Annotated in this window: 24 protein-coding genes; 18 read left to right on the top strand and 6 right to left on the bottom strand. The window is 68.5% G+C overall.

Annotated elements, in window-relative coordinates:
• Nucleotides 1–11 precede the first annotated feature (11 nt).
• Both ACQPYM_RS30825 and ACQPYM_RS30820 read right to left on the bottom strand, forming a co-directional pair.
• Nucleotides 12–689 carry a uridine kinase family protein gene (locus ACQPYM_RS30825; RefSeq protein ID WP_433007532.1) on the bottom strand — a complete coding sequence of 226 codons (678 nt, stop codon included), beginning with the start codon at nucleotides 687–689 and terminating at the stop codon, nucleotides 12–14.
• Nucleotides 676–1,161, bottom strand: coding sequence for a hypothetical protein (locus ACQPYM_RS30820; protein WP_433007530.1), 486 nt, complete (start codon nucleotides 1,159–1,161; stop codon nucleotides 676–678). Before ACQPYM_RS30820 ends, ACQPYM_RS30825 begins: the two co-directional genes overlap by 14 nt.
• Nucleotides 1,162–1,258: 97 nt before the next feature.
• Between ACQPYM_RS30820 and ACQPYM_RS30815 the strand changes: the two genes are divergently transcribed.
• Both ACQPYM_RS30815 and ACQPYM_RS30810 read left to right on the top strand, forming a co-directional pair.
• Nucleotides 1,259–1,753 carry an SseB family protein gene (locus ACQPYM_RS30815; RefSeq protein ID WP_433007528.1) on the top strand — a complete coding sequence of 165 codons (495 nt, stop codon included), beginning with the start codon at nucleotides 1,259–1,261 and terminating at the stop codon, nucleotides 1,751–1,753.
• Nucleotides 1,754–1,759: 6 nt separating this feature from the next.
• Nucleotides 1,760–2,482 (top strand): TetR/AcrR family transcriptional regulator, encoded by a 723-nt coding sequence (locus ACQPYM_RS30810; RefSeq protein ID WP_433007526.1) that lies wholly within the window; start codon nucleotides 1,760–1,762, stop codon nucleotides 2,480–2,482.
• Here ACQPYM_RS30810 and ACQPYM_RS30805 read toward each other — a convergent pair.
• Together ACQPYM_RS30805 and ACQPYM_RS30800 are read right to left on the bottom strand one after the other, a co-directional pair.
• Nucleotides 2,479–3,648, bottom strand: a complete 1,170-nt coding sequence (locus ACQPYM_RS30805; protein ID WP_433007524.1) for a glycoside hydrolase 5 family protein — start codon at nucleotides 3,646–3,648, stop codon at nucleotides 2,479–2,481. The two genes, ACQPYM_RS30810 and ACQPYM_RS30805, sit on opposite strands and share 4 nt — an antisense overlap.
• A gap of 45 nt (nucleotides 3,649–3,693) precedes the next feature.
• Nucleotides 3,694–4,713, bottom strand: a complete 1,020-nt coding sequence (locus tag ACQPYM_RS30800) for a LacI family DNA-binding transcriptional regulator (RefSeq protein ID WP_433007522.1) — start codon at nucleotides 4,711–4,713, stop codon at nucleotides 3,694–3,696.
• Between the two features lie 115 nt (nucleotides 4,714–4,828).
• Between ACQPYM_RS30800 and ACQPYM_RS30795 the strand changes: the two genes are divergently transcribed.
• The 4 genes from ACQPYM_RS30795 to ACQPYM_RS30780 all read left to right on the top strand — a co-directional run bounded on the left by ACQPYM_RS30795 (nucleotide 4,829) and on the right by ACQPYM_RS30780 (nucleotide 9,036).
• Complete coding sequence (locus ACQPYM_RS30795) at nucleotides 4,829–6,121, top strand: ABC transporter substrate-binding protein (protein WP_433007520.1); 1,293 nt, start codon at nucleotides 4,829–4,831, stop codon at nucleotides 6,119–6,121.
• Between the two features lie 3 nt (nucleotides 6,122–6,124).
• Nucleotides 6,125–7,003: a carbohydrate ABC transporter permease gene (locus tag ACQPYM_RS30790; protein ID WP_433007518.1), complete on the top strand. Its 879-nt coding sequence runs from the start codon at nucleotides 6,125–6,127 to the stop codon at nucleotides 7,001–7,003.
• Entirely contained in the window at nucleotides 7,000–7,926 is a 927-nt protein-coding gene (locus ACQPYM_RS30785; RefSeq protein ID WP_433007516.1) for a carbohydrate ABC transporter permease, read from the top strand. The genes ACQPYM_RS30790 and ACQPYM_RS30785 overlap by 4 nt, the downstream gene beginning before the upstream one ends.
• Nucleotides 7,927–8,043: 117 nt before the next feature.
• On the top strand, nucleotides 8,044–9,036 hold the full coding sequence (locus ACQPYM_RS30780) for an IS481 family transposase (RefSeq protein WP_433007514.1): 993 nt from the start codon (nucleotides 8,044–8,046) through the stop codon (nucleotides 9,034–9,036).
• Nucleotides 9,037–9,057: 21 nt separating this feature from the next.
• Here the strand turns inward: ACQPYM_RS30780 and ACQPYM_RS30775 are convergent, their stop codons facing one another.
• Nucleotides 9,058–9,471, bottom strand: coding sequence for a DUF1844 domain-containing protein (locus ACQPYM_RS30775; protein ID WP_433007512.1), 414 nt, complete (start codon nucleotides 9,469–9,471; stop codon nucleotides 9,058–9,060).
• Nucleotides 9,472–9,802: 331 nt separating this feature from the next.
• On the opposite strand from ACQPYM_RS30775, the gene infC reads away from it, so the two are divergent.
• The 7 genes from infC to ACQPYM_RS30740 all read left to right on the top strand — a co-directional run bounded on the left by infC (nucleotide 9,803) and on the right by ACQPYM_RS30740 (nucleotide 15,550).
• A complete protein-coding gene (gene infC / locus ACQPYM_RS30770; RefSeq protein WP_360284924.1) occupies nucleotides 9,803–10,492 on the top strand; it encodes a translation initiation factor IF-3 in 690 nt (229 codons plus the stop codon).
• Nucleotides 10,493–10,574: 82 nt separating this feature from the next.
• Nucleotides 10,575–10,769 (top strand): 50S ribosomal protein L35, encoded by a 195-nt coding sequence (gene rpmI, locus ACQPYM_RS30765; protein ID WP_328327140.1) that lies wholly within the window; start codon nucleotides 10,575–10,577, stop codon nucleotides 10,767–10,769.
• 74 nt (nucleotides 10,770–10,843) lie between these two features.
• A complete protein-coding gene (gene rplT / locus ACQPYM_RS30760; protein WP_020390994.1) occupies nucleotides 10,844–11,233 on the top strand; it encodes a 50S ribosomal protein L20 in 390 nt (129 codons plus the stop codon).
• Nucleotides 11,234–11,262: 29 nt separating this feature from the next.
• Nucleotides 11,263–12,075: a TrmH family RNA methyltransferase gene (locus ACQPYM_RS30755; protein WP_433007509.1), complete on the top strand. Its 813-nt coding sequence runs from the start codon at nucleotides 11,263–11,265 to the stop codon at nucleotides 12,073–12,075.
• Nucleotides 12,072–12,992: a PHP domain-containing protein gene (locus ACQPYM_RS30750; RefSeq protein ID WP_433007507.1), complete on the top strand. Its 921-nt coding sequence runs from the start codon at nucleotides 12,072–12,074 to the stop codon at nucleotides 12,990–12,992. Before ACQPYM_RS30755 ends, ACQPYM_RS30750 begins: the two co-directional genes overlap by 4 nt.
• Nucleotides 12,993–13,047: 55 nt before the next feature.
• Nucleotides 13,048–13,617, top strand: a complete 570-nt coding sequence (locus ACQPYM_RS30745; protein ID WP_433007505.1) for a hypothetical protein — start codon at nucleotides 13,048–13,050, stop codon at nucleotides 13,615–13,617.
• Nucleotides 13,607–15,550 (top strand): hypothetical protein, encoded by a 1,944-nt coding sequence (locus ACQPYM_RS30740; RefSeq protein ID WP_433007503.1) that lies wholly within the window; start codon nucleotides 13,607–13,609, stop codon nucleotides 15,548–15,550. Before ACQPYM_RS30745 ends, ACQPYM_RS30740 begins: the two co-directional genes overlap by 11 nt.
• On the opposite strand, the gene ACQPYM_RS30735 is transcribed toward ACQPYM_RS30740, so the two are convergent.
• Nucleotides 15,547–16,251, bottom strand: a complete 705-nt coding sequence (locus ACQPYM_RS30735; protein WP_433007501.1) for a TetR/AcrR family transcriptional regulator C-terminal domain-containing protein — start codon at nucleotides 16,249–16,251, stop codon at nucleotides 15,547–15,549. The two genes, ACQPYM_RS30740 and ACQPYM_RS30735, sit on opposite strands and share 4 nt — an antisense overlap.
• A gap of 54 nt (nucleotides 16,252–16,305) precedes the next feature.
• Between ACQPYM_RS30735 and ACQPYM_RS30730 the strand changes: the two genes are divergently transcribed.
• The 5 genes from ACQPYM_RS30730 to ACQPYM_RS30710 all read left to right on the top strand — a co-directional run bounded on the left by ACQPYM_RS30730 (nucleotide 16,306) and on the right by ACQPYM_RS30710 (nucleotide 24,362).
• Complete coding sequence (locus tag ACQPYM_RS30730) at nucleotides 16,306–17,826, top strand: MFS transporter (protein WP_433007499.1); 1,521 nt, start codon at nucleotides 16,306–16,308, stop codon at nucleotides 17,824–17,826.
• Nucleotides 17,827–18,073: 247 nt separating this feature from the next.
• Nucleotides 18,074–19,183 carry a phenylalanine--tRNA ligase subunit alpha gene (pheS, locus tag ACQPYM_RS30725; protein ID WP_433007497.1) on the top strand — a complete coding sequence of 370 codons (1,110 nt, stop codon included), beginning with the start codon at nucleotides 18,074–18,076 and terminating at the stop codon, nucleotides 19,181–19,183.
• The gene (pheT, locus tag ACQPYM_RS30720; RefSeq protein WP_433007495.1) at nucleotides 19,183–21,789 is read left to right on the top strand and encodes a phenylalanine--tRNA ligase subunit beta; all 2,607 of its coding nucleotides are present in this window, start codon (nucleotides 19,183–19,185) and stop codon (nucleotides 21,787–21,789) included. The genes pheS and pheT overlap by 1 nt, the downstream gene beginning before the upstream one ends.
• Before the next feature lie 6 nt (nucleotides 21,790–21,795).
• Nucleotides 21,796–23,340, top strand: coding sequence for a gamma-glutamyltransferase (locus tag ACQPYM_RS30715; protein WP_433007494.1), 1,545 nt, complete (start codon nucleotides 21,796–21,798; stop codon nucleotides 23,338–23,340).
• A 50-nt stretch (nucleotides 23,341–23,390) separates the two neighbouring features.
• Complete coding sequence (locus ACQPYM_RS30710) at nucleotides 23,391–24,362, top strand: glycosyltransferase family 2 protein (RefSeq protein ID WP_433007492.1); 972 nt, start codon at nucleotides 23,391–23,393, stop codon at nucleotides 24,360–24,362.
• Nucleotides 24,363–24,375: the final 13 nt, after the last annotated feature.

Genomic DNA, 24,375 nt, shown 5'->3' with positions numbered 1-24,375 from the left:
CCTCTGTTATTTCAGCTGGCGGCTGAGTTGTGGGGGAGGTTCACGGACTTGGTGATGAGTTCTGTGGCTGGGTTGTGGGGGGTGGTGGGGTTGCCGTCGACGATCAGGTTGGCTCGGGTTCGGGTGTTTTCGGTGGCGTAGTGGTCTCGTTCCCAGCGCATCCAGTCGAGCCAGCGGTCGCGCAGCGCCTCGCCGTCGCGGTCGATGCCGCGTTCCAGCCGGATCTCGTTGGTCGTCTCGATCCAGACCTTCAGCGACTGCCAGGGGTCGGCGTCGCGGTCGCAGGAGGTGACGCCCTCGACGATCAGCAGCTCGACGGTCGCCGGGACGAGATGCAGCTCGGCGTACGCGCCCGTTGCCCAGTCGTAGCGGCGGTAGCGGCCTTCGCGACCGTCGGCGAGCCGGGTCAGCACGTGGTCACGCAGGAGTGCGAAACCACGGACCGCACCGTCCCACCCGTCGTACAGGTCGTCCATGTGCAGCACCAGGGTGTGCAGGCCGCGCGCCTCCGCACGCGCGGCGAAGCGGTCCGCCAGGGTGCTCTTCCCGGATCCGGCCGGGCCGTCGATGCTGATCAGCCGGGTCCGGCCGAGCCGGGCGGGGGCCGCCTGGACGTGGTCGAGCAGGCTGTCGATGCTCAGGGGGTGACTGGTCAGGGAGTCGCTGGTCAGGCGATTAGTTGATTCCATGGCGTTTCAGGATGTCCTCGATCTCGTCGAACTCCGACGATTCCTTGGGGCGCTTGGCGGGCTTGCCCGCGTCGGCCGGTGCCGGACCGCTCGCGGTCAGCTCACCGATCGCGTCAGCAGCCGGCCGGGTGGCCGGCTGCGGTTTGGTTGCCTTCTGCTTGCCCGCGCCGCGCCCCTTGGCCACGCCGGAGACGACGTAGAGCACGACCGAGACGCCGAACAGCGCCACCCCGGCCCACACGCTGGGGGAGAAGATCAGGTTGGTGACCCAGTTGCTGACGGACTTCACCACGTCCCAGAGCACCTCGAGCAGCCCGGTCAGGTACAGCGAGACCGGGAGCAGCGACCAAGCCACGCCGCGAACCCCGGAAGCGAGTCCACGGCGCCGCCAGGCGGCCCAGGAGCCGATCAGGCCGAGCAGCGTGAGGCCGACACAGAACGGCAGCAGCGTCAGATCATTGAAGTCAGGCACATACCCAGGCTCGCACAGCTGCGCCACGAACCAAGGGGGAACAGCCCTGACACCACCCTGAACCGGCCCCGGACAGCCCTTGCCGGACAATGAACGGGTGCAACCAGAACGCAGGCTCGCCTTCACCGGATTCGACGACGATGACGGGTCCGCCGACGCCGCGCTCAGCGAGGCGCTGCGGGCGGGGGAGCAAGGGCCGATTCTGGCCGCGGTGACGAAGGCGCGGCTGCTGGTGCCGGTGGTGGCGATGCTCGGCGAGGTCGAGTACGACGACCGCGGGCTCGCGCACGACAAGACCTCCGACATGGCGGTCGCGTTGCTCCAGGGGCAGGACGGCCGGAACGCGTTACTGGCGTTCACCAGCACCGAGAGTCTCGCGCGCTGGAGTCTCGAGGCCAGGCCGATGCCGGCCCAGTCGCAGCTGGTCGCGACGGCCGCGATCCAGGAAGGCGCCGCCGCCATCGTCATCGACGTGGCCGGCCCGGCGCCCGCAGTGCTGGAGACCGACGATGTACGCCGAATCGCAGCCGGCCTCCAGGTGGTCAGGCTGGAAGACGGCGGCTACGGGTGGATCACCCAGCCGGAGAGTTGACCGCGGATGAGTGACGAGCCGGCGCAGCTACCGCCCGGACTCGCGCTGTCCTGGGGCGTCCTGCCCGTCCAGCGGCGCGGGCCGAAACCGGCCCTCAGTGTCGACCAGATCGTGGCCACCGGGATCGAGTTCGGGGACAGCCAGGGTTTCGAGGCCATCTCGCTGCAGAAGATCGCGGCCCACCTGGGCGTCAGCACCAACGCGATGTACCGCTACGTCCGGTCCAAGGACGAACTGATCGTGCTGGTCGCCGACAAGGCCTGGGGGCGCGCGCCGGACCACATCGCCGCCTCACCTGGCTGGCGCGCCGGCGGGCGGGCGTGGGTCAAGGCCCAGGTCGACCTGTACGCCGTACGCCCGTGGTTGCTCGACGTGCCCGTGCTCGGGGCGCCGGTGACGCCCAACCTGCTGCACTGGGTCGAGACGCTGCTCGAGGTGATGGACGACACCGGCCTGAACCAGCACGACACGCTCGGCTGCGCGGTCCTCTTCGACGGCTACGCCCGCAGCTACGCGAGCCTGGCCCGCCAGCTCGGCGCGAGCGATACCGCCCCGGTCGAGTCGGCGGCGGTGGGGGAGTTCCTGGTGCCCCGCCTGAAGTCAGCCGGCTACCACCGGCTGTTCGCGATGTACACCAACGACCAGTACGCCGACACCCTCGACGACGACTTCGACTTCGGCCTGGACCGCATCCTCGACGGCATCCAGGTCCTCATCGACCGCCGCTAGCTGGGGAGAGTGATCCGCACCGGACCGGTCGTGCGGGCCTCGACCCAGGCTTGGTGGAAGGCGCTGCCTGGGGCGAGTTCGGCGCGGCGCGAGGGGTCGGTGCGGGGGTTGAACGGGGCTCCGAGGGTGCCGGCCGGTTGGTGCGTGACGCCGGTGGCGCGGATTTCGGTGATCGCGTCGGCGAGGGCCTGGGCGGCGGGTTTGCGCTGGTGGTCGACGGTGAAGAGACCGAGGTCGTACTCGCGGTCGGGGAAGTCCAGCAGCCGGCGGTCGATGTCGTGGGAGGACCACCAGGTGATGCCCCAGAGGGCCGGGTTGCCGATGACGAGCTCGACGGTGCGGCTCGTGAACTCGGCCTGAAGGTGAGCGGGGATATCTGGGCCGGGTACGCCGATTTCCTGCAGCCAGACGGGTCTTGAACTGTCCAGCGAAGTGGCCGCCGCGAGCTCGACCAGGTAGTCGGCGTGGGTCAGCGTCGCCGGGCCGAGCGGGCCGTCCACCCGTGAGACCCCGTTGAAAACCCACGAGTGGACGGTGCTCAGATCACCCAGGTCGACGACGTCGGCCGGGAGGAAGGGGTGGTCGGGCTTGTACCAGGCGTCGTCGAAGACCGAGTGCAGCGCGAGCACGTCCGGCGCCGCCTTCTTCACCGTGACCAACAGGTCTTGCGCCCAGGCCGTGGAGGCCTCCGGCGTCGTCGAGCTGTCCGGCCAGAGGTTGTTCACCTCGTTGCCGAGGGTGATGGCGAAGACGTTCGGCTTGCTGGCCACCGCGCGCGCAACAGCATCGACGTACGCGGTCAGGCCGTCGCGGATCGTCTCGCTCTCGAACAGGCTGCCGCGGTGCCAGGTGAGCACCCAGGAAGGCAGGAAGTCGAAGCTCGACAGGTGCCCCTGGATCAGGTCGACCGCCACGGTCAGGCCGTGCTCCGCGGCGGCGTCGATCACGTCCAGCAGGTCCTCGATCGCGTGCTCGCGGATGATCGCCCGGTTCGGCTGGATCCAGGGCCAGACCGGGAACACCCGGACGTGGTCCAGGCCCAGCCCGGCCAGGTCGGCGAGGTCCCGGCGGGCTGCCACCGGGTCGTAGTCGAGCCAGCTGTAGAACCACCCCTGGGAGGGCACGTAGTTCGCGCCGAACCGGGGCGTGGCGGGATCCGAGAGCATGGATCAGATGCTAAATCGGTTTAGCGGATTACGCCAACTGCCGGTTCAGCCCTTGGGTGGGGCGGTGGACTCGCGGACGGTCAGAACGGGGTCGGCGGTGCGCAGATTGATCACCTTGGCCGGCTCGGCGACCACCTCGAGCAGCACCTCGGCCGCCTGCCGGCCGAACTCGAAGGTGTCCCGGGACAGCGCGGTCAGCGCCGGGTGCATCAGCTGGGTCAGGATCGAGTCGTCGAACGCGACGATCGACAGGTCGCCCGGGACGGCGACGCCCATCTCCATCGCGACGCCCAGTCCGGCCACCGCCATCACGTCGCTGTCGTAGACGATCGCGGTCGGCCGCTCTGCCTGGGAGAGCAGTTTGCGGGTGGTGGCGGCGCCTTCGGCATCGCTGAAATCGGTGGTCAGCGACGGCGCATCGATCAGCCCGAGCCGGGGGATCGCGTCGCGGACCGCGCGGATCCGGCGCTGGGTGTGCTGGAAGTTCGGCGTACCGGCGACGTGGGCGATCCGGCGGTGGCCGAGTGCGGCCAGGTAGTCCACGATCGAGAGCATTGCGTCGCGGTCGTCGGCCCAGACCGACGGCAGTGCGCCCTTGCCGCCGCGCCCACCGATCACCACGGCGGGCAGTTCGAGCGCTCGCAGCGCCTCGACGCGCGGGTCTTTCACGGTCAGGTCGACCAGGATCACGCCGTCGACCCGGTGCTCCGAGGACCAGCGCCGGTACACCTCGATCTCGGCGTCGGTGTCCTCGACGATCAGCAGTTGCAGCGAGATCGAGTGCGCGGACAGGCCGGACTGCAGGCCGGAGACCAGGTGGGCGAAGAACGGTTCGACCCCGAGCGTGCGGGCCGGCCGGGCGATCACCAGCCCGACGGAGTCCACCCGGGAGGCGCCCAGCGCGCGGGCGGCGCTGTGCGGACGCCAGCTCATCTGCTCGGCGATCTGGAGGATCCTGGCCCGGGTCGCGTCGCTCACCCCGGGACGTCCGTTCAGTGCGAACGAGACGGCGCCTTTGGAGACCCCCGCCTTGTCCGCGATGTCCGCGATGGTCGGTCGCGCCATCTCGCCCTCCTCTGCCTGGGTTCGGGTGTCCGGTCGGCCCACTCACCCTTGACAGCGGATTCTACGATGTGGATAGTGCAGGAGCTATACCGGTTTATCACCTCAGGAGAATTCCATGCGTAGTCGTCGTCTCACACCGGTGGCAGCTCTTGCCGTCGCGGCCCTCACTCTCGCTGGTTGTGGCCTCGGTTCCTCCGAAGACACCTCGTCGGGCAGCAAGCCCACGGTCGACGCGAACGCCCAGGTGACGGGCGAGGTGAGCTTCCAGACCTGGGCGCTCAAGCCGAAGTTCACGGCGTACGTCGAAGGCGTGATCAAGGCCTTCGAGACGAAGTACCCGGGGACCAAGGTGACCTGGCTGGACCAGCCCGGTGACGGGTACGACAAGAAGGTGCTGAGCCAGGCCTCGGCCGGCCAGCTGCCCGACGTGGTCAACCTGCCGCCGGACTTCGCGCTCCCGCTGGCCAAGCAGCAGATGCTGCTCGACGTCGGCGCGGCCGACCCGAAGATCGCCGAGGAGTACGTCGAGGGCGGCGTGCAGGCGTACCAGTACCAAGGGCAGTCCGGCACCTTCGGCTACCCGTGGTACCTGAACACCGACATCGACTACTGGAACGCGACCAAGTTCGCCGCGGTCGGTCTGGACGCGAAGAACCCGCCGAAGACCTTCGACGAGCTGCTCGCCGCCGCCAAGGTGATGCACGACAAGTCGGGCGGCAAGGAGTACATGATGAGCCGGCTGCCCGGCATCGGCGACTTCACCAACGCGGGCGTGAAGGTGCTGTCCGACGACGGCAAGACCTTCACCTTCAACACCCCCGAGGCCGTCGCCCTGCTGGACAAGTACGCCGCCGCCTACAAGGCCGGCTACCTGCCGCGCGACATCCTCACCCAGGAGTACCTGGGCAACTCCAAGCTCTTCACCCAGAACAAGGTCGCCTGGACCACCGGTGGCGGCAACGCGATCCAGGACTTCACCAAGGACAACCCGTCGCTGAAGGGCAAGATCGTCCCGTCGCCGGCCCTCGACACCCCGCCGCTGTACGTGCAGGGGCTGTCGGTCTCGGCCAAGACGAAGAACCAGGCGGCCGCGATCGCGCTGGCCCGGTTCGTCACCAACGCGGAGAACCAGGCGGCGTTCGCGAAGATCGTCAACATCTTCCCGTCCACCAAGGCGTCGGCCCAGGACCCGTACTTCTCCAAGAGCGACGGTACGCCGGAGTCCGACGCCAAGGTGCTCGCGTTCGAGTCCCTGGCCAAGGCGAAGGTGCTGCAGCCGCCGGTGATCAGCGGCGCCACCAACGACTTCATCAACCAGCAGATCTCGCTCGCGATCTCCGGCAAGGTGTCGTCGAAGCAGGCCCTGGACGCCGCGGTGGCCAAGGCCAACCAGCTGCTCGCCTCCTGATCGATGCGCTACCACCGCTGGTTCACGCCCTGGGTGCTGGTGATCCCGGCCCTCGTCTGGTTGCTGGTGTTCAACCTCTGGCCGTCGATCAACACCGTCATCCTGTCGTTCACCAACGCCAAACCGATCGGCGGCGGGACGTTCGTCGGGCTGAAGAACTTCGAGGCGCTGCTGCACGACGAGCAGTTGCGCTGGGCGCTGCTGAACAGCGTCATCTACATGGTGGTCTGCCTGCCGTTCCTGACCATCCTGCCGCTGCTGCTCGCCCTGCTGGTGGAGAAGAAGCTGCCCGGGATCACCTTCTTCCGGACCGCCTTCTACACCCCCGTGGTCGCGTCCGCGGTCGTCGTCGCGCTGATCTGGCAGTGGATCCTCGACGACCGCGGTCTGGTCAACGGCCTGGCCGAGAAGCTCGGTGTGATCTCCGGGCCGCTGCCGTTCCTCAGCGACCAGTGGCTGCTGCTGTTCAGCGCGATCAGCCTGACGATCTGGAAGGGGCTCGGGTACTACATGATCATCTACCTGGCCGCCCTCGGGAACGTCGGGCGTGAGCTGCACGAGGCCGCGGCGGTCGACGGCGCGTCCGCCTTCCGCCGGTTCGTCAACGTGACGATCCCGGGGGTGCGCGGAACGATGATCCTGATCTCGATCCTGATCTCGGTGTCGGCGCTGCGGGTCTTCTCCGAACTGTTCATCCTCAGCGGCGGGAAGGGCGGCCCGGGTGGCCGGGACAACTCCGTGGTGATGCTGATCCAGCAGTACAGCCAAGGCTTCGAAGGCAACCTCGGCTACGCCTCGGCGCTGTCGATAGTGCTGTTCTTCGTAACGGTCGTCCCGATGCTGCTGCTAGCCCGCATGAACCGAAAGGCAGCCGACGCATGAGCATCGTCACCGACCCCGCGCGGCCGGTCGCAGTACCGGATGATGCGGCCGGTACTACGCCGCCGAAGCGGCGGAAGCGGGCTGGTTTCGGGTTCAACTCGATGTCGCCGGGCGAGAAGCTGGTGCGGTATCTGCTGCTGGCCTTCGTGCTGCTGATCACGATCGGGCCGTTCCTGTGGCAGTTGTCCACCTCGCTGAAGGGTTCGGGGGAGGACATCTACACCCGCATCCCGCGGCTGTTCCCGTCCCAGCCGACTCTGGACCACTACGGCGCGGTGGCCGACACCATCCCGGTCTGGGACTACATGCGCAACTCGCTGCAGGTCGCCGTACTGGTTGTCGGCGGCAACATCATCGGGTCGTCGCTGGCCGGGTTCGCGTTGTCCCGGCTGGAGTTCCGGTTCCGGCGGATCGTGCTCGGGCTGTTCCTGGCGACGCTGGTGCTGCCCGGCGAGGTGACGATCATTTCGCAGTACGTGACCGTGCGGGAGCTCGGGCTGGCCAACACGCTGTTCGGGGTCGCGCTGCCCGGCATGATCGGTGCGCTGAACGTGCTGCTGATGTACAACGCGTTCCGCTCGCTGCCGGTCGAGGTGGACCAAGCGGCGGTGGTCGACGGCGCGAACGTCTGGCAGCGCTTCGTCTACATCGGCCTGCCGTCGGTCCGCGGAACGATCAGCGTGGTGGCGATCTTCGCCTTCATCGGCGCCTGGGACGACTTCCTCTGGCCGCTGATCGTGCTGACCGACCCGGACAAGTACACGCTGACCGTCGGCCTGCAGTACCTGTCCGGCACGTTCAGCAACAACCCCCGGCTGATCGCGGCCGGCACGATGATCGCGTTCATCCCGATCGTGATCGTCTTCGCCGTCTGCCAGCGCTTCTTCTTCAAGGGCGTCGAGGAAGGCGCCGTCAAGGGCTAGTTGTGATGTCCAGGGAGGTTGGCCCGCCTTGTGGCGGTGAGTCGGTGTGACAGGTGAAGGCCTCCGGTTGTGAAGTGGAGCTGTCTAAGGAACCGCTTCACCAAACCGGAGGCCTTCGTGTCCCACGTTAACGCGACTCTGACCCCACGCACCCGGCTACGGCTGGCGCGTCTGATCGTCGATCAGGGCTGGACCTACGCCGCGGCGGCGAAAATGTTCATGGTTGCCGCCAAGACGGCGCGCAAGTGGGCCGAGCGGTACCGGGCCGAAGGGGCCGCTGGGATGGCTGACCGCAGCTCCCGCCCACACCACAGCCCCGCCAAGACACCGCCGCATCTGGTACGCCGGATCGTGCGACTGCGCTGGCGCCACCGGCTCGGCCCGGTCCAGATCGCCGGCCGGCTCGGCGTCGCGGCCTCGACCGTGCACGCCGTACTGGTCCGCTGCCGGGTCAACCGCCTGTCCCGCGTCGACCGGGTCACCGGCGAACCGCTGCGCCGCTACGAACACGACCACCCCGGCTCGCTGATACACGTCGATGTCACCAAGTTCGCCAACATCCCCGACGGCGGAGGCCACCGCTTCGTCGGCCGCCAGCAGGGCTACCAAAATCAGCTCGCCACACCCGGCCTGCCCAAGGGCAAGGACTACAAACCCCGCACCGGCAAAGCCTTCCTGCACACCGTCATCGACGACCACTCCCGCGTCGCCTACGCCGAGATCCACACCGACGAGAAAGCCGACACCGCCGCCGGAGTACTCCAGCGGGCCGTCGCCTGGTACGCCGACCACGGCGTCACCGTCGAACGCGTCCTGTCCGACAACGGGTCCTGCTACCGCTCATTCGCCTGGCGCGACACCTGCGCAGCACTCGGCATCACCCCGAAACGGACCCGGCCCTACCGGCCACAAACCAACGGCAAGATCGAACGCTTCCACCGCACCCTGGCCGACGGCTGGGCCTACGCCCGGTTCTACACCTCAACCGACCAACGCAACACAGCCCTGCCCGGCTGGCTCCACTTCTACAATCACCACCGAGCCCACTCCGCAATCGGCGGCAGGCCACCAGTCAGCCGACTGACCAACGTCCCTGGACATCACAGCTAGTTCATGCGAGCCGGTCGCGGGTTACTCCGCGACCGGCAGCGGCTTCGTGTACTGCGGGCGGGAGGCCGCCGTCGGGTGGACCTCGCCGGTGTACTTCTCGCCGGGGCCGGTGCCGGGCTCGTCGGGGATGGTGGAGGCTTCCTTGAAGGCGAGCTGGAGCGAGCGCAGGCCGTCGCGGAGCGGAGCGGCGTGGTGGTGACCGAGGGACGGGGCCGAGGCATCGAGGAGACCGGCGAGGGCGTCGATGAGGGAGCGGGCTTCGTCCAGGTCGCGGTGCTCGGGGAGGTCCTCGGCCAGGCCGAGGTGGACGGCCGCCGCGCTCATCAGGTGCAGGGCGGCGGTCGAGATGATCTCCACACTCGGTACTTCGGCGATGTCGCGCGATACCGTCGACAGCGGATCAGTGGCAGGTGGAGTGGAGACTTGGTCGCTCATGCTGTTACTCTTACATGGCGACCGACCCGGTCCGATGGTGACCCCTGAGCGGAATGTTCGAGGGACTTCAACGGTTCAGGTCTAAGCGGAGGGCCACCTCCCACCCAGCTGATGCACAGTCGGCGGGTCCCGGTCACGTCGAGGTTCTGCGGCTCAGGCCGGAGTACCGAGGCGATCGTACGGCGAGTTTCCCGGTCACGGGACGCGAGCCGTCGATCTGGGAATTGGGCCTTCGTGTGGACGCACGAGGGCCTTTTGCTGTTTCGGCGGCAAGCGGTTCGCGGGCGTCGGCAGAGGTGGCACCCAGTCAACGAACAACCCAGGAGGACCCATCACCATTGAACTGCGCGTCAACGAGCGCATCCGCGTACCTGAGGTGCGCCTGGTCGGACCGAACGGTGAGCAGGTAGGCATCGTCCGGATCGAGGACGCACTTCGGTTGGCACAGGAAGCCGATCTCGACCTGGTCGAGGTTGCGGCCACGGCACGCCCGCCGGTCTGCAAGCTGATGGATTTCGGCAAGTACAAGTACGAGACCGCGCAGAAGGCGCGTGAGTCACGCCGGAACCAGACCAACACCGTCATCAAAGAGATGAAGCTGCGGCCGAAGATCGACCCGCACGACTACGAGACCAAAAAGGGTCACGTCGTCCGGTTCCTGCGTGGCGGTGACAAGGTCAAGATCACCATCATGTTCCGCGGACGTGAGCAGTCCCGGCCCGAGCTCGGGTTCCGGTTGCTGCAGCGGCTGGCCGAAGACGTGCAGGAGCTCGGCTTCGTCGAGTCCTCCCCGCGTCAGGACGGCCGGAACATGATCATGGTGCTCGGACCGCACAAGAAGAAGTCCGAGGCGCGCGTGGACGTGGAAGCCGAGAAGGCCAAGAAGCTCGCCGAGCACGAGGCCGAGTTGGAGGCCGAGCGTCAGGAGCGTGCTGAGCAGCTGAAGCAGCACGAGGCCGAGCAGGCCGCCGGCGCGACGAAGAAGCCGAAGGGTCCGGCAGACAACCTCGATCCGGAGTGACGTGTCGCTCCGGCCCGCCGGGTTGGCCAGCCGGAGCCGTCACCAGATCGAGTCAACGAAAGAAAACCAGGAGTACATAGCCATGCCGAAGATGAAGACCCACTCGGGGATGAAGAAGCGCGTCCGGGTTACCGGTTCGGGCAAGCTGCGTCGCGAGCAGACCGGCAAGCGTCACCTCGCCGAGGCGAAGTCGACCAAGCGCAAGCGCCGCCTGTCGGGCACCGTCGAGGTCGCCTCGTCGCACGTCAAGAAGGCCAAGAAGCTCCTCGGTATCTGAGCTTTTTCCCACCCCGAACACCCCCGCCGGGTGGACCACCTTCTCCGGCGCAGATATTCAAGGAGTAACACCTCATGGCACGCGTGAAGCGGGCAGTGAATGCCCACAAGAAGCGTCGCGTCGTCCTCGAGCAGGCCAGCGGTTACCGCGGCCAGCGTTCGAGGCTGTACCGCAAGGCCAAGGAGCAGGTCACCCACTCGCTCGTCTACGCCTACCGTGACCGCAAGGCGCGCAAGGGTGACTTCCGCAAGCTGTGGATCCAGCGGATCAACGCCGCGGCCCGCGCCGAAGGCCTGACCTACAACCGTCTCATCCAGGGTCTTCGCCTGGCCGAGATCGAGGTCGACCGCAAGATCCTCGCTGACCTGGCGGTCAACGACCCGAAGGCGTTCTCGGCGCTGCTGGCGCTGGCCAAGGCGGCCCTGCCGGCCGACGTGAACGCCAAGAGCGACGCCGCGGCCTGAGCCGCAGCGTTCCTCCGACAACACCTCAAGTGGCGAGCCAAGGTCTGCTGACCGCACAGTCCGTGCGGATCAAGCAGGCCCGAAGGCTCGCCACTCGTGCGTTCCGGCGCAAGTCCGGCCGCTTCCTGGCCGAAGGCCCGCAGGCTGTTCGCGAGGCACTCGAACACCGCGAGCTGGTCGTCGAGGTGTACGCCGAGCCCGACGTCGCCACCCGGCACCGGGATCTGCGCGACCTGGCCCAGCTCGCCGAAGTCCCGTGGTACGACGTCAACCGGGCCGCGATCGAGGCGCTGAGCGAGACGGTCACCTCGCAAGGCGTCGTCGCCGTGTGCCAGCTGGTCGACGTACCGCTCGACGAGGCCGTACTGCGCACCGCGCGGCTGGTGGCCGTCGGCGTCCAGGTGCGCGACCCCGGCAATGTCGGCACGCTGATCCGTACTGCGGACGCGGCCGGCGCCGATGCGGTCGTCCTGTCGGCGGAGTCGGTCGATCCGCACAATCCCAAGGCCGTCCGGGCCAGTGTCGGCAGCCTCTTCCACCTGCCGATCACCGTCGAGGCCGATGTGGTGACGGCCGCTAAAGCTTGGCGTGAACAAGGCCTGCAAGTGCTCGCCGCCGACGGGTACGGCAGCTCCGATCTCGACGAGTGCATCGAGGACGGCACGCTGGCGAAGCCGTCCGTGTGGCTGTTCGGCAACGAGGCCCACGGGTTGCCTGACGGGTTCGACGCGATCGTCGACCGGTCGGTGAAGGTCCCGATCTACGGCCGGGCCGAGTCGCTCAATCTCGCGACCGCCGCCGCGATCTGCTTGTACGCGTCGGCCCGCGCCCAACGCCGGTGACCGTGCTGCCGTTCGGGATTCCGGGGCGGTTCTGGCGAGGGAATCTGCATACCCACTCGAACGTCTCCGATGGCGCGTTGTCGCCGGACGAGACCGCTCGCGTGTATCGCGAGACCGGCTACGACTTCGTGGCGATCACCGACCACTTCCGCCCGGAGTACGGGTTCCCGGTGACGGATACGCGCGGGCTGCGGTCGGACGGATTCACCACGCTGATCGGCGCCGAGTTGCACGCGCCGCGCACCGAGGCCGGGCAGTCCTGGCACATCGTGGCGGTTGGTCTGCCGCTGGATTTCGGGCCGCCGGGGGAGGCAGAGACGGGACCTGAACTCGCCCGCCGGGCTCGGGCCGCCGGGGCCTTCATCGGGATGGCCCATCCGTCGGCCTCACTCCTGACGGCGGTCGATGCGGGGAGTCTGGACGCCGCCCACTCGGTCGAGGTCTACAACGCGCTCGCCGACCGCGAGAACCGTGGCGACAGCTGGCACCTCACCGACGTCCTGCTGAACCGCGGCCACCGCCTCACCACCTACGCCGCCGACGACGCGCACCTACAACCCCAGGACCCACCCCCGTGCCAGGCCTGGGTCCACGTCCGCACCGAGACACTCGCCCCGGACGCCCTGCTGGCCGCCCTGAAAGCCGGCCACTTCTACTCCAGCACCGGCCCCGAGCTGCACGACGTACGTATCGAGGACGACGCGATCGTGGTCCACTGCTCCCCGGCCACCAAGATCCTCCTGACCGGCGGCCACCCCGGCGCAGAAGTTGCCCAAGGCACCGACCTGACCGAGTGCTCCCTCCCACTCGCCCTCTTCCGCGGCACCCACTGCCGCATCACCATCGAAGACACCACCGGCGGCCGCGCCTGGACCAACCCGATCCACCTACCCCCTGTGGACAACTCAACGCACTGAACGCCCTTGGTGTGCAAGGCTTTCGTCACGTGTTGCCGACGAAAGGACCTCCGACATGCTGTGGCCCGCGCTCCAGGCTCTCTCCACCGGCGAACTGTCCGAAGACCAGGTCAGCTGGCTCCGGGAGACGTTCGGCCTGACCGCAGGCCCTCGGACCGAGCCACCGGGTGCCGCGGACAGCCTGGCGCACCGGAGGCTGACCGACCCCGACGGCGCCGAACTGGTCCTCGATCTGGCCTGTATGAACGGCAACGCCTGGCTGTTCACGCTCTTCCAGACGACGGGCGACAAGCCGTCCGCAGCCTTCGTCGAGACCCAGCGCGCCGCCTTCCGCGCTGCGATCGACCACCTCGGTCTCCGGCTGGTCGAGATCGAGCCACCGGCCACCGCCGACGAAGTACTGGTCATTCCGGAGGATCCAGCCACCGCCGCGGCGACCGCGTTCGACCTCGACTGGGACCTGCCAGAGGAATTGGACGGAGTGTGGGGGTATCTCCGGGTCAGCGCTGACGCGCCCCGGGAGGTGCGGGAGGTCAAGCTGCGCGCCCTGATGAACACCATGGTCTGGAAGGAGGCCCCGGCTCGGTTGCGCGCGGAGGCACAGGAGTTCCTCGATGGCCACTGACGGCATCCCGCCGCCTGGGTCGGGGGAGCGACTCAGCTACGAACGTCTCGGCAAAGCACTCTTGACGGACAACGGCCGGGTCACCGGTACGCCGCAGGCGACAACCCTCGCCGTTGAGACACTGGCCCCGCGCCTGCGCTCCTCAACACTCGAGTTGGCGCTGGCGGCGACGGGCCTGATCGTCGGCAGCGACATGGCCGGCCGGCTCGGGGACGGCCGGTATGTATTGGTTGCCCACGATGAGCGCTATCCGTCGAAGGGTGCCGACGTACTGCGCGCTGACGAGCTCCGCTCCGCGAGGTATCGGCAGCACGCGCATCGCGCCGTCCCGATGGACACGGCCGAGGCCGAGCGGCTCGTTCGCCTGATCGCGACCGCCGAGTTGATGGGCGCTTGGTCCTATGGCTCGAGCAACAACGCTCGGGTGCTGGCACTGCAGGAGATCGCTGGCGACGAGTTCGGACTGCGAGGTGTGCGGCAGTCGCAGCTGGACCCCGCGACGCGGGCAACGGTGGAGCGCGAGCTCAGGTACAACAGGGATGCCCTGACCGACTTCCTTCGGACGCAGTACACGGTGACTCAGGCGGTCCTTCAAGCGCGCGGGGTCACCGAACTCATCTCGTACCGGGCGTACGTCTGGCCGTCGGAGCAGCCGCCGTGGGTCGATGAGAACAGCGTCGGGAACGTCGTCGAGGTGCCGCAGCGGCCGCTGGCGAGTTGGTCGCCTGACCGGCAGGTGATCGCTGACTGGCTGAAGGCGCGGCAGGAGCCTGGCGTGATCCTCGCTGCGCGGCACTCGACGCGGGATCTTGTCTCGCTTCCGACGACCGGGATGGGAGAACTGGGCCAGCAGAGGTGGGTCGTGCTGCCCGGCGACCACCGGGCCGTGGTCGACGGCGTCGTACCGGACCCGCGGCTCAAGGAGCGGGAGCTGGCATCTTTTGCAGTCGGCCAAACTGCCGCCACTCCAGGGACGACGCCGGAGGCTGCTCCTGGCTGGCAGCCGCATCTCGTGGCGGGGCGATTGAAAGCGCCGGACGAACTGGATGCCCGCATCGGGCGGATCCTCGACGGCAACGAGGAAGCGCCGGCGTGGTGGGTGCGGGACGACTCCGGGTACACCATTGCCCGCCGGGATCTGGAATTCCTGTGCATCGACCCGCAGCACCTGCGGTGGATGCTCACCGGCGAATCGCCGATGGGCCTGACTCCCAGGCTGTACCAGCAGTTCGCCGGGGAGATGCTGGAAGCGCTCGAGCAGGACCGGATCAAGGCATCCCAGGTCGACATCAGGCTCAAGGGCACCGCGGCCGGGTTTTTCTCGGGCCTGCGCAAGACGCTGCCCACCGAGGCCGAGTTGGCCGGTAAGCCGGAGGCGCTGGGCCGGATGCGGGAGTGGTTCGGCAGCGACGAGCGGCGGCCGCTGCGCCGTCCGTACGACGCCATGTACCGGCTCGGGCTCGAGCCGGAGCCGAGCGACTACGACCTCGACCTCAACAGCACGGCCGCGGTCCGAGTGGCCCGGGCCCACTGGCGTGACCAGCACAGTGACCGCTACGCCGGGGATTTCATGGGCGGCCATGGGTACCTCGACAAGCAGGCGGTCCGCGGAGCCCTGCCGGCCCTTTCCGACTGGGCCAAGCGCTGGGAGGACAGACTCAACCGGCCGTTGTCGCTCGGCGTCTTCGAGTCCACCGGGCCCTTCGACGAAGCTGCGCTCGGTCGCAAGGTGTCAGCCCACTTCAAGGACTCCGACTGGATCATCCACAGTCACCGGACGTTCGTCGGGCCAAAGGCGCCACCCGCGCCGGGCGTTGTCGCCGGAGTACAGGATGTGGCCGCTCCACACGGCGGAACTGCGGTACGACCTGACCATCTGCGGCGGGCAGGCGGTCGTGAGCATCACTCGCGGGAACGTGCGGGGCGCGACTAGCGGGTTTTCTTGACCTTGGCTTCGAGGCCGTCGAGGAGGGCTTCCAGGCCGAAGGTGAAGGATTCGCTCAAGGTGGTGTCGATGTCGCGGTTGACGCGGCGGCGGATGGACTCGCGCATGTCGTCGTCGGCGGTGGCTTCGGCCTCCTGCATCACGACCTCCGCCCACTCCGTCAGTGACTGGCCGGACTTGCGGGAGATCTCGCGGGTGGAGACCTCGGCGCTCGCGGTGCCGAGCGTGTACGCCATTACGCTGCCCATCGCGTAGTCCAGGTCGTTGCCGGTGAAGCCGGCGGCGCCGAACAAGGTCAGGCCGCGGGCGCCGAGCTTCATCGCGTTCGGTCCGATGCTCGGCCGGGTGTACATCACCTCGGGCAGCCAGGGATGCCGGATCACGGCCGCGCGCAGGCTGTGGCCGAACAACAGCGCGCCGTTGCGCCAGCCGGCCAGCGCCGGATCCGGTACGTCGATCTCACCCCAGATCTCGTCGATGACCAGGTCGATCAGGTCGTCCTTGGTCTCGACGTACCAGTAGAGGCTGGTCGCGCCCGACGCCAGCTTGGCGGCTAGCTTCCGCACGCTCAGGCCGGCCAGGCCTTCTTCGTCCAAGAGTTCGATCGCGACTTTCACGATCTCGGACCGGTTGAGCGTCTTCCGGGCCGGCGCGGCCGCCCGGGACCGGGTCCAGATCGATTCAGCCATGGGGCCATCTTACTGCTACTCGAACGGTGTACGAGTTTGTCGTACAGTGTGCGAGTGACTAGTACAGCGTTCGAGTCGAAGACCGCGGGACACCCGCGGCGTTGGTGGATCCTGCTCATCCTCTGCCTGAGCCTGATGGTGCTGGTGGTCGACAACACCGTGCTCAACCTGGCGATCCCGTCGCTGATGCGGGACCTGTCCGCGACGCCGGCCGACATCCAATGGGTGATCGACGCCTACATCCTGGCGTTCGCCGGGCTGCTGCTGACCGCGGGAAGCCTGTCCGACCGGTTCGGCCGGCGGAAGATGCTGCTGCTCGGGCTGGTGATCTTCGGGTTGGCGTCGCTGCTCGCCACGCTGGCCCAGAATCCGTGGCAACTGATCGCCTGCCGCGGCCTGATGGGCGTCGGCGGATCGCTGCTCATGCCGAGCACCTTGTCGTTGCTGTTCACGGTCTTCCCGCCGGAGGAGCAGCGCAAGGCGATGGCCGGCTGGTCGATGGTGGCGATGGTCGGCGTGGTGGCCGGTCCGACCGTCGGCGGCGTCCTGCTGAACCACTTCTGGTGGGGCTCGATCTTCTGGCTGAACGTACCGATCGCGATCCTGGCGATCGTCGGCACGCTCGTCCTGATCCCGGAGTCTCGCGGTCCAGCGCGGCCCGTCGACCCGGTGGGCGCGGTGCTCTCGATGGTCGGCATGGGTGCTGTGGTCTGGGCGATCATTTCGATCCCGGCGGACGGCATCGGGTCGGCGAAGGTCCTCGGCGGGCTGGCCGTGGGCGTGCTCGGGCTGCTCGGCTTCGCGCTGTGGGAGCGACGGAGCGCGCATCCGATGGTGCCGCTCGACCTGTTCCGCGACCGGAACTTCAGCGGTACCAGCTTCTCGATCGTGTTGCTGTCGTTCACAGCCGGTGGGTTGTTGCTGGCGCTGACGCAGTACTTGCAGTTCGTGCTCGGCTACAGCCCTTTGAAGGCCGGCCTCGCGCTCATCCCGTACGCCGTCGCCGCGACGGTCTTCAACGGACTCGGGGCGACGCTGGGCAAGAAGCTGGCTGATCGCACCCTGATCGTGGTCGGTCTGGCGGTGATCGCGGGGAGCTTCGCCATCCTGTCGCAGGTCTCCGAGTCGTCGGGGTACGGACTCCTGATCGTCGGGTTGATGGTGATGGGAATCGGCGGCGGCCTCGCGGGACCGGCGGCGTACACGCTGCTGATGCAAGCGGTACCGGCGGAGCATCGCGGTGTCGGGTCGGCGATGAACGACACGGTGCAGCAGACGGGGGCGGCGCTGTCGGTCGCGGTCCTGGGCAGCGTGCTCGCGGCGGCCTACACCTCATCACTCCCGGACTCGGTCCCGGAGGCCGGCCGCAACTCGATCGCCGACACCCTCGCGCTGGGCCCCGAGTTCCTGGCAGCCGCCCGCTCAGCCTTCACCGACGCCATGTCCATCGCCATGACGGTAGGCCTGATCGGCGCCGCAGCAGGCGCAATCGTCGCCCTCATAGTCCTACCCCGCCACACCACCGCCACCTTCGAACCCGACCTGGTCGAGGCGTCGGACAAACCGGCGACCTGAGCTCCCGGCCATTTCGGCGGTTGACCACCGAACTTGTGGGTTGCCACCCCTGGATACGGGGTGGCAACCCACAACCTGAGGGGTTGACCGCCGAAATTGTCTCCAGGGGGTTCGGTGGGGAGGGCGGGGGGAGAGGGCGATGGAGGCTTGTGGGAGGGGGTTGTGGACGACCGATTCACGGTCGGGGGCCGGGGGTTCCTAGACTGCTTTGAGCAAATCGGTGTTCAGCTACCCCGGGAAGAGAGCCATGTCCGGTCCCAACAAGAACTACGACCCCGTCGAGGTCACTCCTCTGCATGCCGACGAGGTCGAACGGACGCGCGACGAGGCCCTCGACGCCTTCGCGAAAGCGGTTGACCTGGCTGGGCTGCAGGAGGCGAAGGTCGCCCATCTCGGCGAGCGTTCGCCGATCGCGCTGGCGAACCGGGAGATCGGAGCGTTGCCGCCGCAGGGGCGCAAGGAGGCCGGTCAGCGGATCGGGTCGGCGCGCAAGGCGCTCAACGAAGCTTTCGCGGCGCGGCTCGCGGTGCTGGAGGCCGAGCACGAGGAGCGGATGCTGGCCACCGAGCGTGTCGACGTGACGCTGCCGTGGCACACGCCCGAGCTGGGCGCGCGGCACCCGCTGTCGCTGATCTCCGAGCAGGTCGCGGACGTCTTCGCGGCGCTCGGCTGGGACGTCGCCGAAGGCCCCGAGGTGGAGGCCGAGTGGCTGAACTTCGACGCGCTGAACTTCCAGCCCGACCACCCGGCGCGGCAGATGCAGGACACCTTCTTCGTCGACCCGCCCGGTTCCGGCACCGTACTGCGGACGCACACGTCGCCGGTCCAGGCGCGATCGATGCTGACTCGCAAGCCGCCGATCTACGTGATCTGCCCCGGCCGGGTGTTCCGCACCGACGAGCTGGACGCGACCCACACGCCGGTCTTCTACCAGGTCGAGGGCCTGGTCGTGGACGAGGGCATCACGCTCGCGCACCTCAAGGGGACCCTCGACCACTTCGTCGTCTCGATGTTCGGTGAGGGCCTGGAAGCGCGGCTGCGGCCGAACTTCTTCCCGTTCACCGAGCCGTCGGCCGAGGTCGACCTCAAGTGCTTCGTCTGCCGCGGCGCCTCGGTCGGCAACCCGGACCGTCCGTGCCGCACCTGTGGCAGTGAGGGCTGGATCGAGTGGGGAGGCTGCGGTGTGGTCAACCCGCGCGTGCTGCAGGCCTGCGGGATCGACACCGACCGGTACTCCGGGTTCGCGTTCGGGATGGGCCTGGAGCGGACGCTGATGTTCCGCAACGGGGTCGAGGACATGCGGGACATGGTCGAAGGTGACGTGCGGTTCAGCCGCCAGTTCGGGATGGAGATCTGATGCGGGTCCCACTGTCATGGCTTCGTGAGTACGTCGAGCTGCCGGCCGGCGTGACCGGTCGCGAGGTCGGCGAGAAGCTGGTTCGCGCGGGGCTCGAGGTGGAGACCGTCGACGAGGCGGGCGGCGGCCTGACCGGTCCGCTCGTGGTCGGCAAGGTGCTCAGCTACGAGCCGGAGCCACAGAAGAACGGCAAGACCATCCGCTGGTGCTCGCTCGACATCGGCAAGGACGAGCCGCAGTGGGTCGTCTGCGGCGCGCACAACTTCGAGGTCGGCGACCTGGTCGTGGTCGTCCTGCCGGGCGCGGTGCTGCCCGGCGGGTTCGCGATCTCCGCGCGGAAGACCTACGGGCACGTCTCCAACGGGATGATCTGCTCGAGCTCCGAGCTGGGCCTGGGCGACGACGGGACGCACGGCATCGTCGTCCTGCAGCCGGGTGAGGCCGAGGTCGGCACCGACGCGATCGAGCTGCTCGGCCTGCGGGACGACGTCCTGGACATCGCGGTGACGCCGGATCGGGGCTACTGCCTGTCGATTCGCGGCGTCGCGCGCGAGGCGGCCACGGCGTACGGGGTGGAGTTGAAGGACCCGGCGGCGTTGACGCTGACCGGCGCTGCGCAGGGCGGCTACCCGGTGCGGGTGGACGATGCCGAGGCCTGCAGTGTCTTCGTGACGCGCACGGTGACCGGGATCGACCCCAAGGCGCCGTCGCCGCGCTGGTTGCAGCAGCGGCTGGTGATGGCGGGGATGCGGCCGATCTCGATCGGTGTCGACGTCACCAACTACGTGATGCTGGAGCTCGGCCAGCCGATCCACGGCTACGACAAGGCGCGGCTGACCGGCGAGATCGTGGTCCGCCGGGCCGCGGCCGGCGAGAAGCTGATGACGCTGGACGACCAGACCCGCGAGCTGGACGCCGAGGATCTGCTGATCACCGACGACTCAGGCCCGATCGGCATCGCCGGCGTGATGGGTGGCGCGTCCACCGAGATCTCCGACGCGACCACCGACGTGGTGATCGAGGCCGCGCACTTCGACCCGATCGTGATCGCGCGCTCGTCGCGCCGGCACAAGCTGTCCTCGGAGGCGTCGCGCCGGTTCGAGCGCGAGGTCGACCCGCGGCTGCCGCGGTACGCCGCCCAGCGCGTCGCCGACCTGCTCGCCGAGCTCGCCGGTGGCACCATCCAGCCGGACGAGACCGTCATCGACACCCATGCGCTGCCTGTGCCGGTGACCATCCGGGCGGATCACGCGGCCCGCGTCGCCGGTGCGCCGATCTCGGTCGAGGAGACCATTCGGCACCTGCGGTCCGTCGGCTGCGAGGTTGCCCAGGGCAACGATGGTGTGCTGGCCAAGCTGGCGGTGGGCGCCGGCGTGCTGGCGCAGGCGACCGGCTTGGCGGACGCCCAGGTCGTCCCAGCCGCAATCCCGGCGAGCGGCGACAGCGATCGCGGGGGTGAGGGCGATCTCCTGACGCTCACTCCGCCGTCGTGGCGGCCTGACCTGCGGGACCCCAACGACTTCGCCGAAGAGGTCATCCGGCTGTTCGGGTTCGACAACGTGCCGTCGGTGTTGCCGAAGGCGCCGGGTGGGCAGGGACTGACGGTCGCGCAGAAGCGGCGCCGGCGGATCGCCACCGCGCTGGTCGGAGCCGGGCTGACCGAGGTCGTTTCGTACCCGTTCGTGGGTGACGCCGACTTCGACGCGATGGGCCTGCCCGCGGACGACGCGCGCCGGACCACGGTGAAGCTCGCCAACCCGCTGTCGGACGAAGAGCCGTCGATGCAGACGACGCTGCTGCCGACCCTGCTTCGCACGGCCGAGCGCAACGCCGGTCGTGGCGCCACCGATCTCGCGATCTTCCAGACCGGCTTGGTCTTCCTGCCTCGCGCAGAGTCGAAGCCCGCGCCGCTGCCCTCCGTCGCGCAGCGGCCGAGCGACGACGAGATCCAGGCGCTGTACGACGCCCTCCCGGAGCAGCCGCTCCATCTCGGCGTCGTGCTGACCGGCTCGCGGACTCCGACCGGCTGGTGGGGCAAGGGCCAGCCCGCGGGCTGGGCGGACGCAGTACAGGTGGCTCGGTCTGTTGCCGCTGTTGTCGGCGTCGAGCCGGTACTACGGAACGTCGAGCTCGCGCCTTGGCATCCGGGCCGCTGTGCCGAGGTTTCGGTCGATGGCAAGGTCATCGGTCATGCGGGCGAGCTGCACCCCAAGGTGTGTCAGGCGTTCGGGTTGCCGGCCCGGTCGTGTGCGGTCGAGCTCGACCTGGACGGGTTGATGGCGGCGAGTCCGTCGTCGGTCGTGGCGCAGCCGTTCTCGTCGTACCCGATCGCGAAGGAGGACGTCGCGCTGATCGTCGGGGCCGAGGTCGCGGCGGCGGAGGTCGAGGCTGCGCTGGTCGAGGGTGCTGGCGAGCTGCTGGAGTCGATCCGGCTGTTCGACCTCTACACCGGCGAGCAGATCGGTGAGGGCAAGAAATCGCTCGCCTTCGCACTGCGCTTCCGCGCGGCCGATCGGACGCTGACCGAAACCGAGGTCAGCGCCGCGCGCCAGGCGGCGGTGCAGGTCGCGGTGGACCGCTTCGGCGCAGTGCAACGCGTCGGCTGACCCGCGATGAGTAATCCTCGGGTTGCGGTCGCTGCCCCCAATGCGGCGGCGGCCGCGGCCGGGGTGCGCTTGGCCGCGGAGGGTGGCAACGCGGTCGATGCCGCCATCGCCGCGACCCTGGTGACGATGGTCAACGAGATCGGCGTGGTGTCGCCGGCCTCGGGTGGGTTCGTCACCTTGCAGGTCAAGGGTGGCGAAGCCGTCACCATCGATGGCTGGGTGGAGATGCCCGGGCGAGGGTTGCCGACGGACAAGTTCGGCCGGGGCGTCTGGGACGTCACCACCGAGTACGGCGGCGGCACGACCACCACGATCGGCCACGGTTCGGTGGCGACGCCGGGTGGGATGAAGGCGCTCGATCTGGCGCACCAACGGTCCGGCAAGGCGCCGTGGAGCGAGGTGGTCCGGCCCGCGATCGAGGTGGCGCGGCAGGGATTTCCGCTGAGCCGCACGTCGGGCTACTACCTCGGCTACACCCACGACATCATCTTCGGCTGGCATCAGCCCAGCCAGGGGGTCGTGCACGACGACGATGGCGTGGTGATCAAGGCCGGCAGCACCGTGGTCATCCCGGAGCTCGCCGAAGCGCTCGAATTGATTGCCGACCAGGGTGCCGAGACGCTCTACACCGGCGAACTGGCGGAGTTACTGGTTCGCGACATGGCCGCCAACGACGGGATCCTGACCGCGGAGGACCTGGCGGCGTACGAGGCAGTCGTGCGTCCGGCACTGATTGTCCGGCAGGACGGCTGGCAGTTGGCGACCAACCCGCCGCCCGCTGTCGGTGGAGTCGCGGCGGCCGCAATGCTCGCGCTGCTCGCCGGAGTGCCGAAGCAGGGTGCCTGGAATCCGGCCGAGGTGGAGCGACTGATCGAAGTACAGCATGCTGTGCTCGGCCGTCGGCTGGCCGAGCTGGACGAGGAAGACGTGCGTCAGCTCGAAGGGCAGAAGCTGCTCGACCTGGCGGCCGCCGGCGATCTGCGCGCTCTGGGCTCGCCCAGTACTGCGACAGTCTCCGTGGTCGACGACAAAGGTGATGCCTGCGCGATCACCGTGTCGTCCGGCTACGGCTCCGGTGTGATGACGCCTGGCACCGGCATCTGGCTCAACAATGCGCTCGGCGAGCAGGAGTTGCTGCACAGCGGTCCGCACAGCCTCGCGCCCGGCACCCGACTCACCTCGAACATGGCGCCGAGCGTCGCCCGCCGCGACAGCGACGGTGCCGTGCTGGCGATCAGCTCGCCGGGTTCGGACCGGATCCCGACCGCGATCGCGCAGGTCTACGCGCTCTACACGCACGGAGGTCTGTCCTTGCAGGAAGCGGTGGAGTATCCGCGACTGCATGTCCGCGTCCGCGAGGACATCGTGGTCGACTACGAGGACGACCTCGCCGTGTCGGGCTTCGCGAGCAATCTGCCGACCCGCTCGATGCCACCGCACTCGATGTACTTCGGTGGCGTCGCGGCCGCCTTCTGGGACCCGGCCGACGGGCTGCTCGCGGTCGGCGACCCGCGCCGTACCGGGGCCGTTGCCGTCTCGCCGAGTTCCTGACCTGCTAGTTTCGCCACCTCAGCCAGACCAGTCGTGGAGGACCACCGGACATGCCGGATCCCGAACTCTCCGTCGTCGTGCCGATGTACGACGAGGAAGAGGTGCTGCCGATCTTCTTCGAGCGGATGCGTCCCCTGCTGGACGGTCTCGGCATCAGCTACGAGGTGCTCGTGGTCGACGACGGCAGCGGGGACGCGACCGCCTCAATGCTGCTCGCCGCGACCGCCGAGTGGCCCGAGCTCCGGGTCGTCCGGCTGCTCCGCAACTCCGGTCACCAGGCCGCGCAGTCGGCCGGCTTCCGGCGCGCCAGGGGCAAGTACCTGGTCACCATCGATGCCGACCTGCAGGATCCGCCCGAGGTGATCGCCGAACTGCTCGCCGCCGCTCGCGACCAGGGTGTCGATGTCGTGTACGGCGTGCGCTCCGACCGCTCGAGTGACTCGTGGCCGAAGCGAACCACCGCGCGGCTGTACTACCGGCTGATGTGCCGCCTGGTCGGGAAGGACATCCCGTTCGATGCGGCGGACTTCCGGCTGGTCTCGCGCCGGGTCGTCGACGCGGTGAACGGTCTGCCGGAGGACGGTCGCGTCTTCCGCCTGGTGATCCCGTGGCTGGGGTTCCCGAGTGCCGAGGTGGCCTACGTTCGCGCTGAGCGGGCGGCGGGCGTGACGAAGTACAACTGGTCGAAGATGTTCCGGCTGGCGTTCGACAGTGTGACCGCGTTCTCGGCGGCGCCGCTGCGGCTGGCCACTTGGTTCGGGTTGCTGGGCGGGCTGCTGTCCGGTCTCTTCGCGGTCGGTGCGCTGGTGATCAAGCTGTCGGGCAACAGCGTTCCCGGTTGGACGTCGACGGTGCTGGCGGTCAGCGTGATCGGCGCGATCCAGTTGCTCTGCCTCGGCTTGCTGGGGGAGTACGTGGCCCGCTTGTTCCAGTCGAGTCAACGACGGCCGCAGTTCCTGGTCGGCTACGACAGCCTCGAAGACACCGGTCCGCAGACCCGCGACGAGATCCCGTCCAGATGACGCGTTCCCTGAG

This window comes from Kribbella sp. CA-294648 (genome assembly GCF_050943845.1).
Taxonomy (GTDB): Bacteria; Actinomycetota; Actinomycetes; order Propionibacteriales; family Kribbellaceae; genus Kribbella.
The sequence above is the reverse complement of the archived record's forward strand: the minus strand, read 5'-3'. Positions and strand labels throughout refer to the sequence as shown.

Coding starts and splice junctions, on each gene's coding strand:
- ACQPYM_RS30740 (WP_433007503.1), top strand. CDS start 13,607: ATGGCCACTGACGGCATCCCGCCGCCTGGGTCGGGGGAGCGACTCAGC.
- ACQPYM_RS30795 (WP_433007520.1), top strand. CDS start 4,829: ATGCGTAGTCGTCGTCTCACACCGGTGGCAGCTCTTGCCGTCGCGGCC.
- ACQPYM_RS30790 (WP_433007518.1), top strand. CDS start 6,125: ATGCGCTACCACCGCTGGTTCACGCCCTGGGTGCTGGTGATCCCGGCC.
- ACQPYM_RS30805 (WP_433007524.1), bottom strand. CDS start 3,648: ATGCTCTCGGATCCCGCCACGCCCCGGTTCGGCGCGAACTACGTGCCC.
- ACQPYM_RS30715 (WP_433007494.1), top strand. CDS start 21,796: ATGAGTAATCCTCGGGTTGCGGTCGCTGCCCCCAATGCGGCGGCGGCC.
- rpmI (WP_328327140.1), top strand. CDS start 10,575: ATGCCGAAGATGAAGACCCACTCGGGGATGAAGAAGCGCGTCCGGGTT.
- ACQPYM_RS30785 (WP_433007516.1), top strand. CDS start 7,000: ATGAGCATCGTCACCGACCCCGCGCGGCCGGTCGCAGTACCGGATGAT.
- pheS (WP_433007497.1), top strand. CDS start 18,074: ATGTCCGGTCCCAACAAGAACTACGACCCCGTCGAGGTCACTCCTCTG.
- ACQPYM_RS30735 (WP_433007501.1), bottom strand. CDS start 16,251: ATGGCTGAATCGATCTGGACCCGGTCCCGGGCGGCCGCGCCGGCCCGG.
- ACQPYM_RS30810 (WP_433007526.1), top strand. CDS start 1,760: ATGAGTGACGAGCCGGCGCAGCTACCGCCCGGACTCGCGCTGTCCTGG.
- ACQPYM_RS30775 (WP_433007512.1), bottom strand. CDS start 9,471: ATGAGCGACCAAGTCTCCACTCCACCTGCCACTGATCCGCTGTCGACG.
- ACQPYM_RS30710 (WP_433007492.1), top strand. CDS start 23,391: ATGCCGGATCCCGAACTCTCCGTCGTCGTGCCGATGTACGACGAGGAA.
- ACQPYM_RS30800 (WP_433007522.1), bottom strand. CDS start 4,713: ATGGCGCGACCGACCATCGCGGACATCGCGGACAAGGCGGGGGTCTCC.
- pheT (WP_433007495.1), top strand. CDS start 19,183: ATGCGGGTCCCACTGTCATGGCTTCGTGAGTACGTCGAGCTGCCGGCC.
- ACQPYM_RS30745 (WP_433007505.1), top strand. CDS start 13,048: ATGCTGTGGCCCGCGCTCCAGGCTCTCTCCACCGGCGAACTGTCCGAA.
- ACQPYM_RS30825 (WP_433007532.1), bottom strand. CDS start 689: ATGGAATCAACTAATCGCCTGACCAGCGACTCCCTGACCAGTCACCCC.
- rplT (WP_020390994.1), top strand. CDS start 10,844: ATGGCACGCGTGAAGCGGGCAGTGAATGCCCACAAGAAGCGTCGCGTC.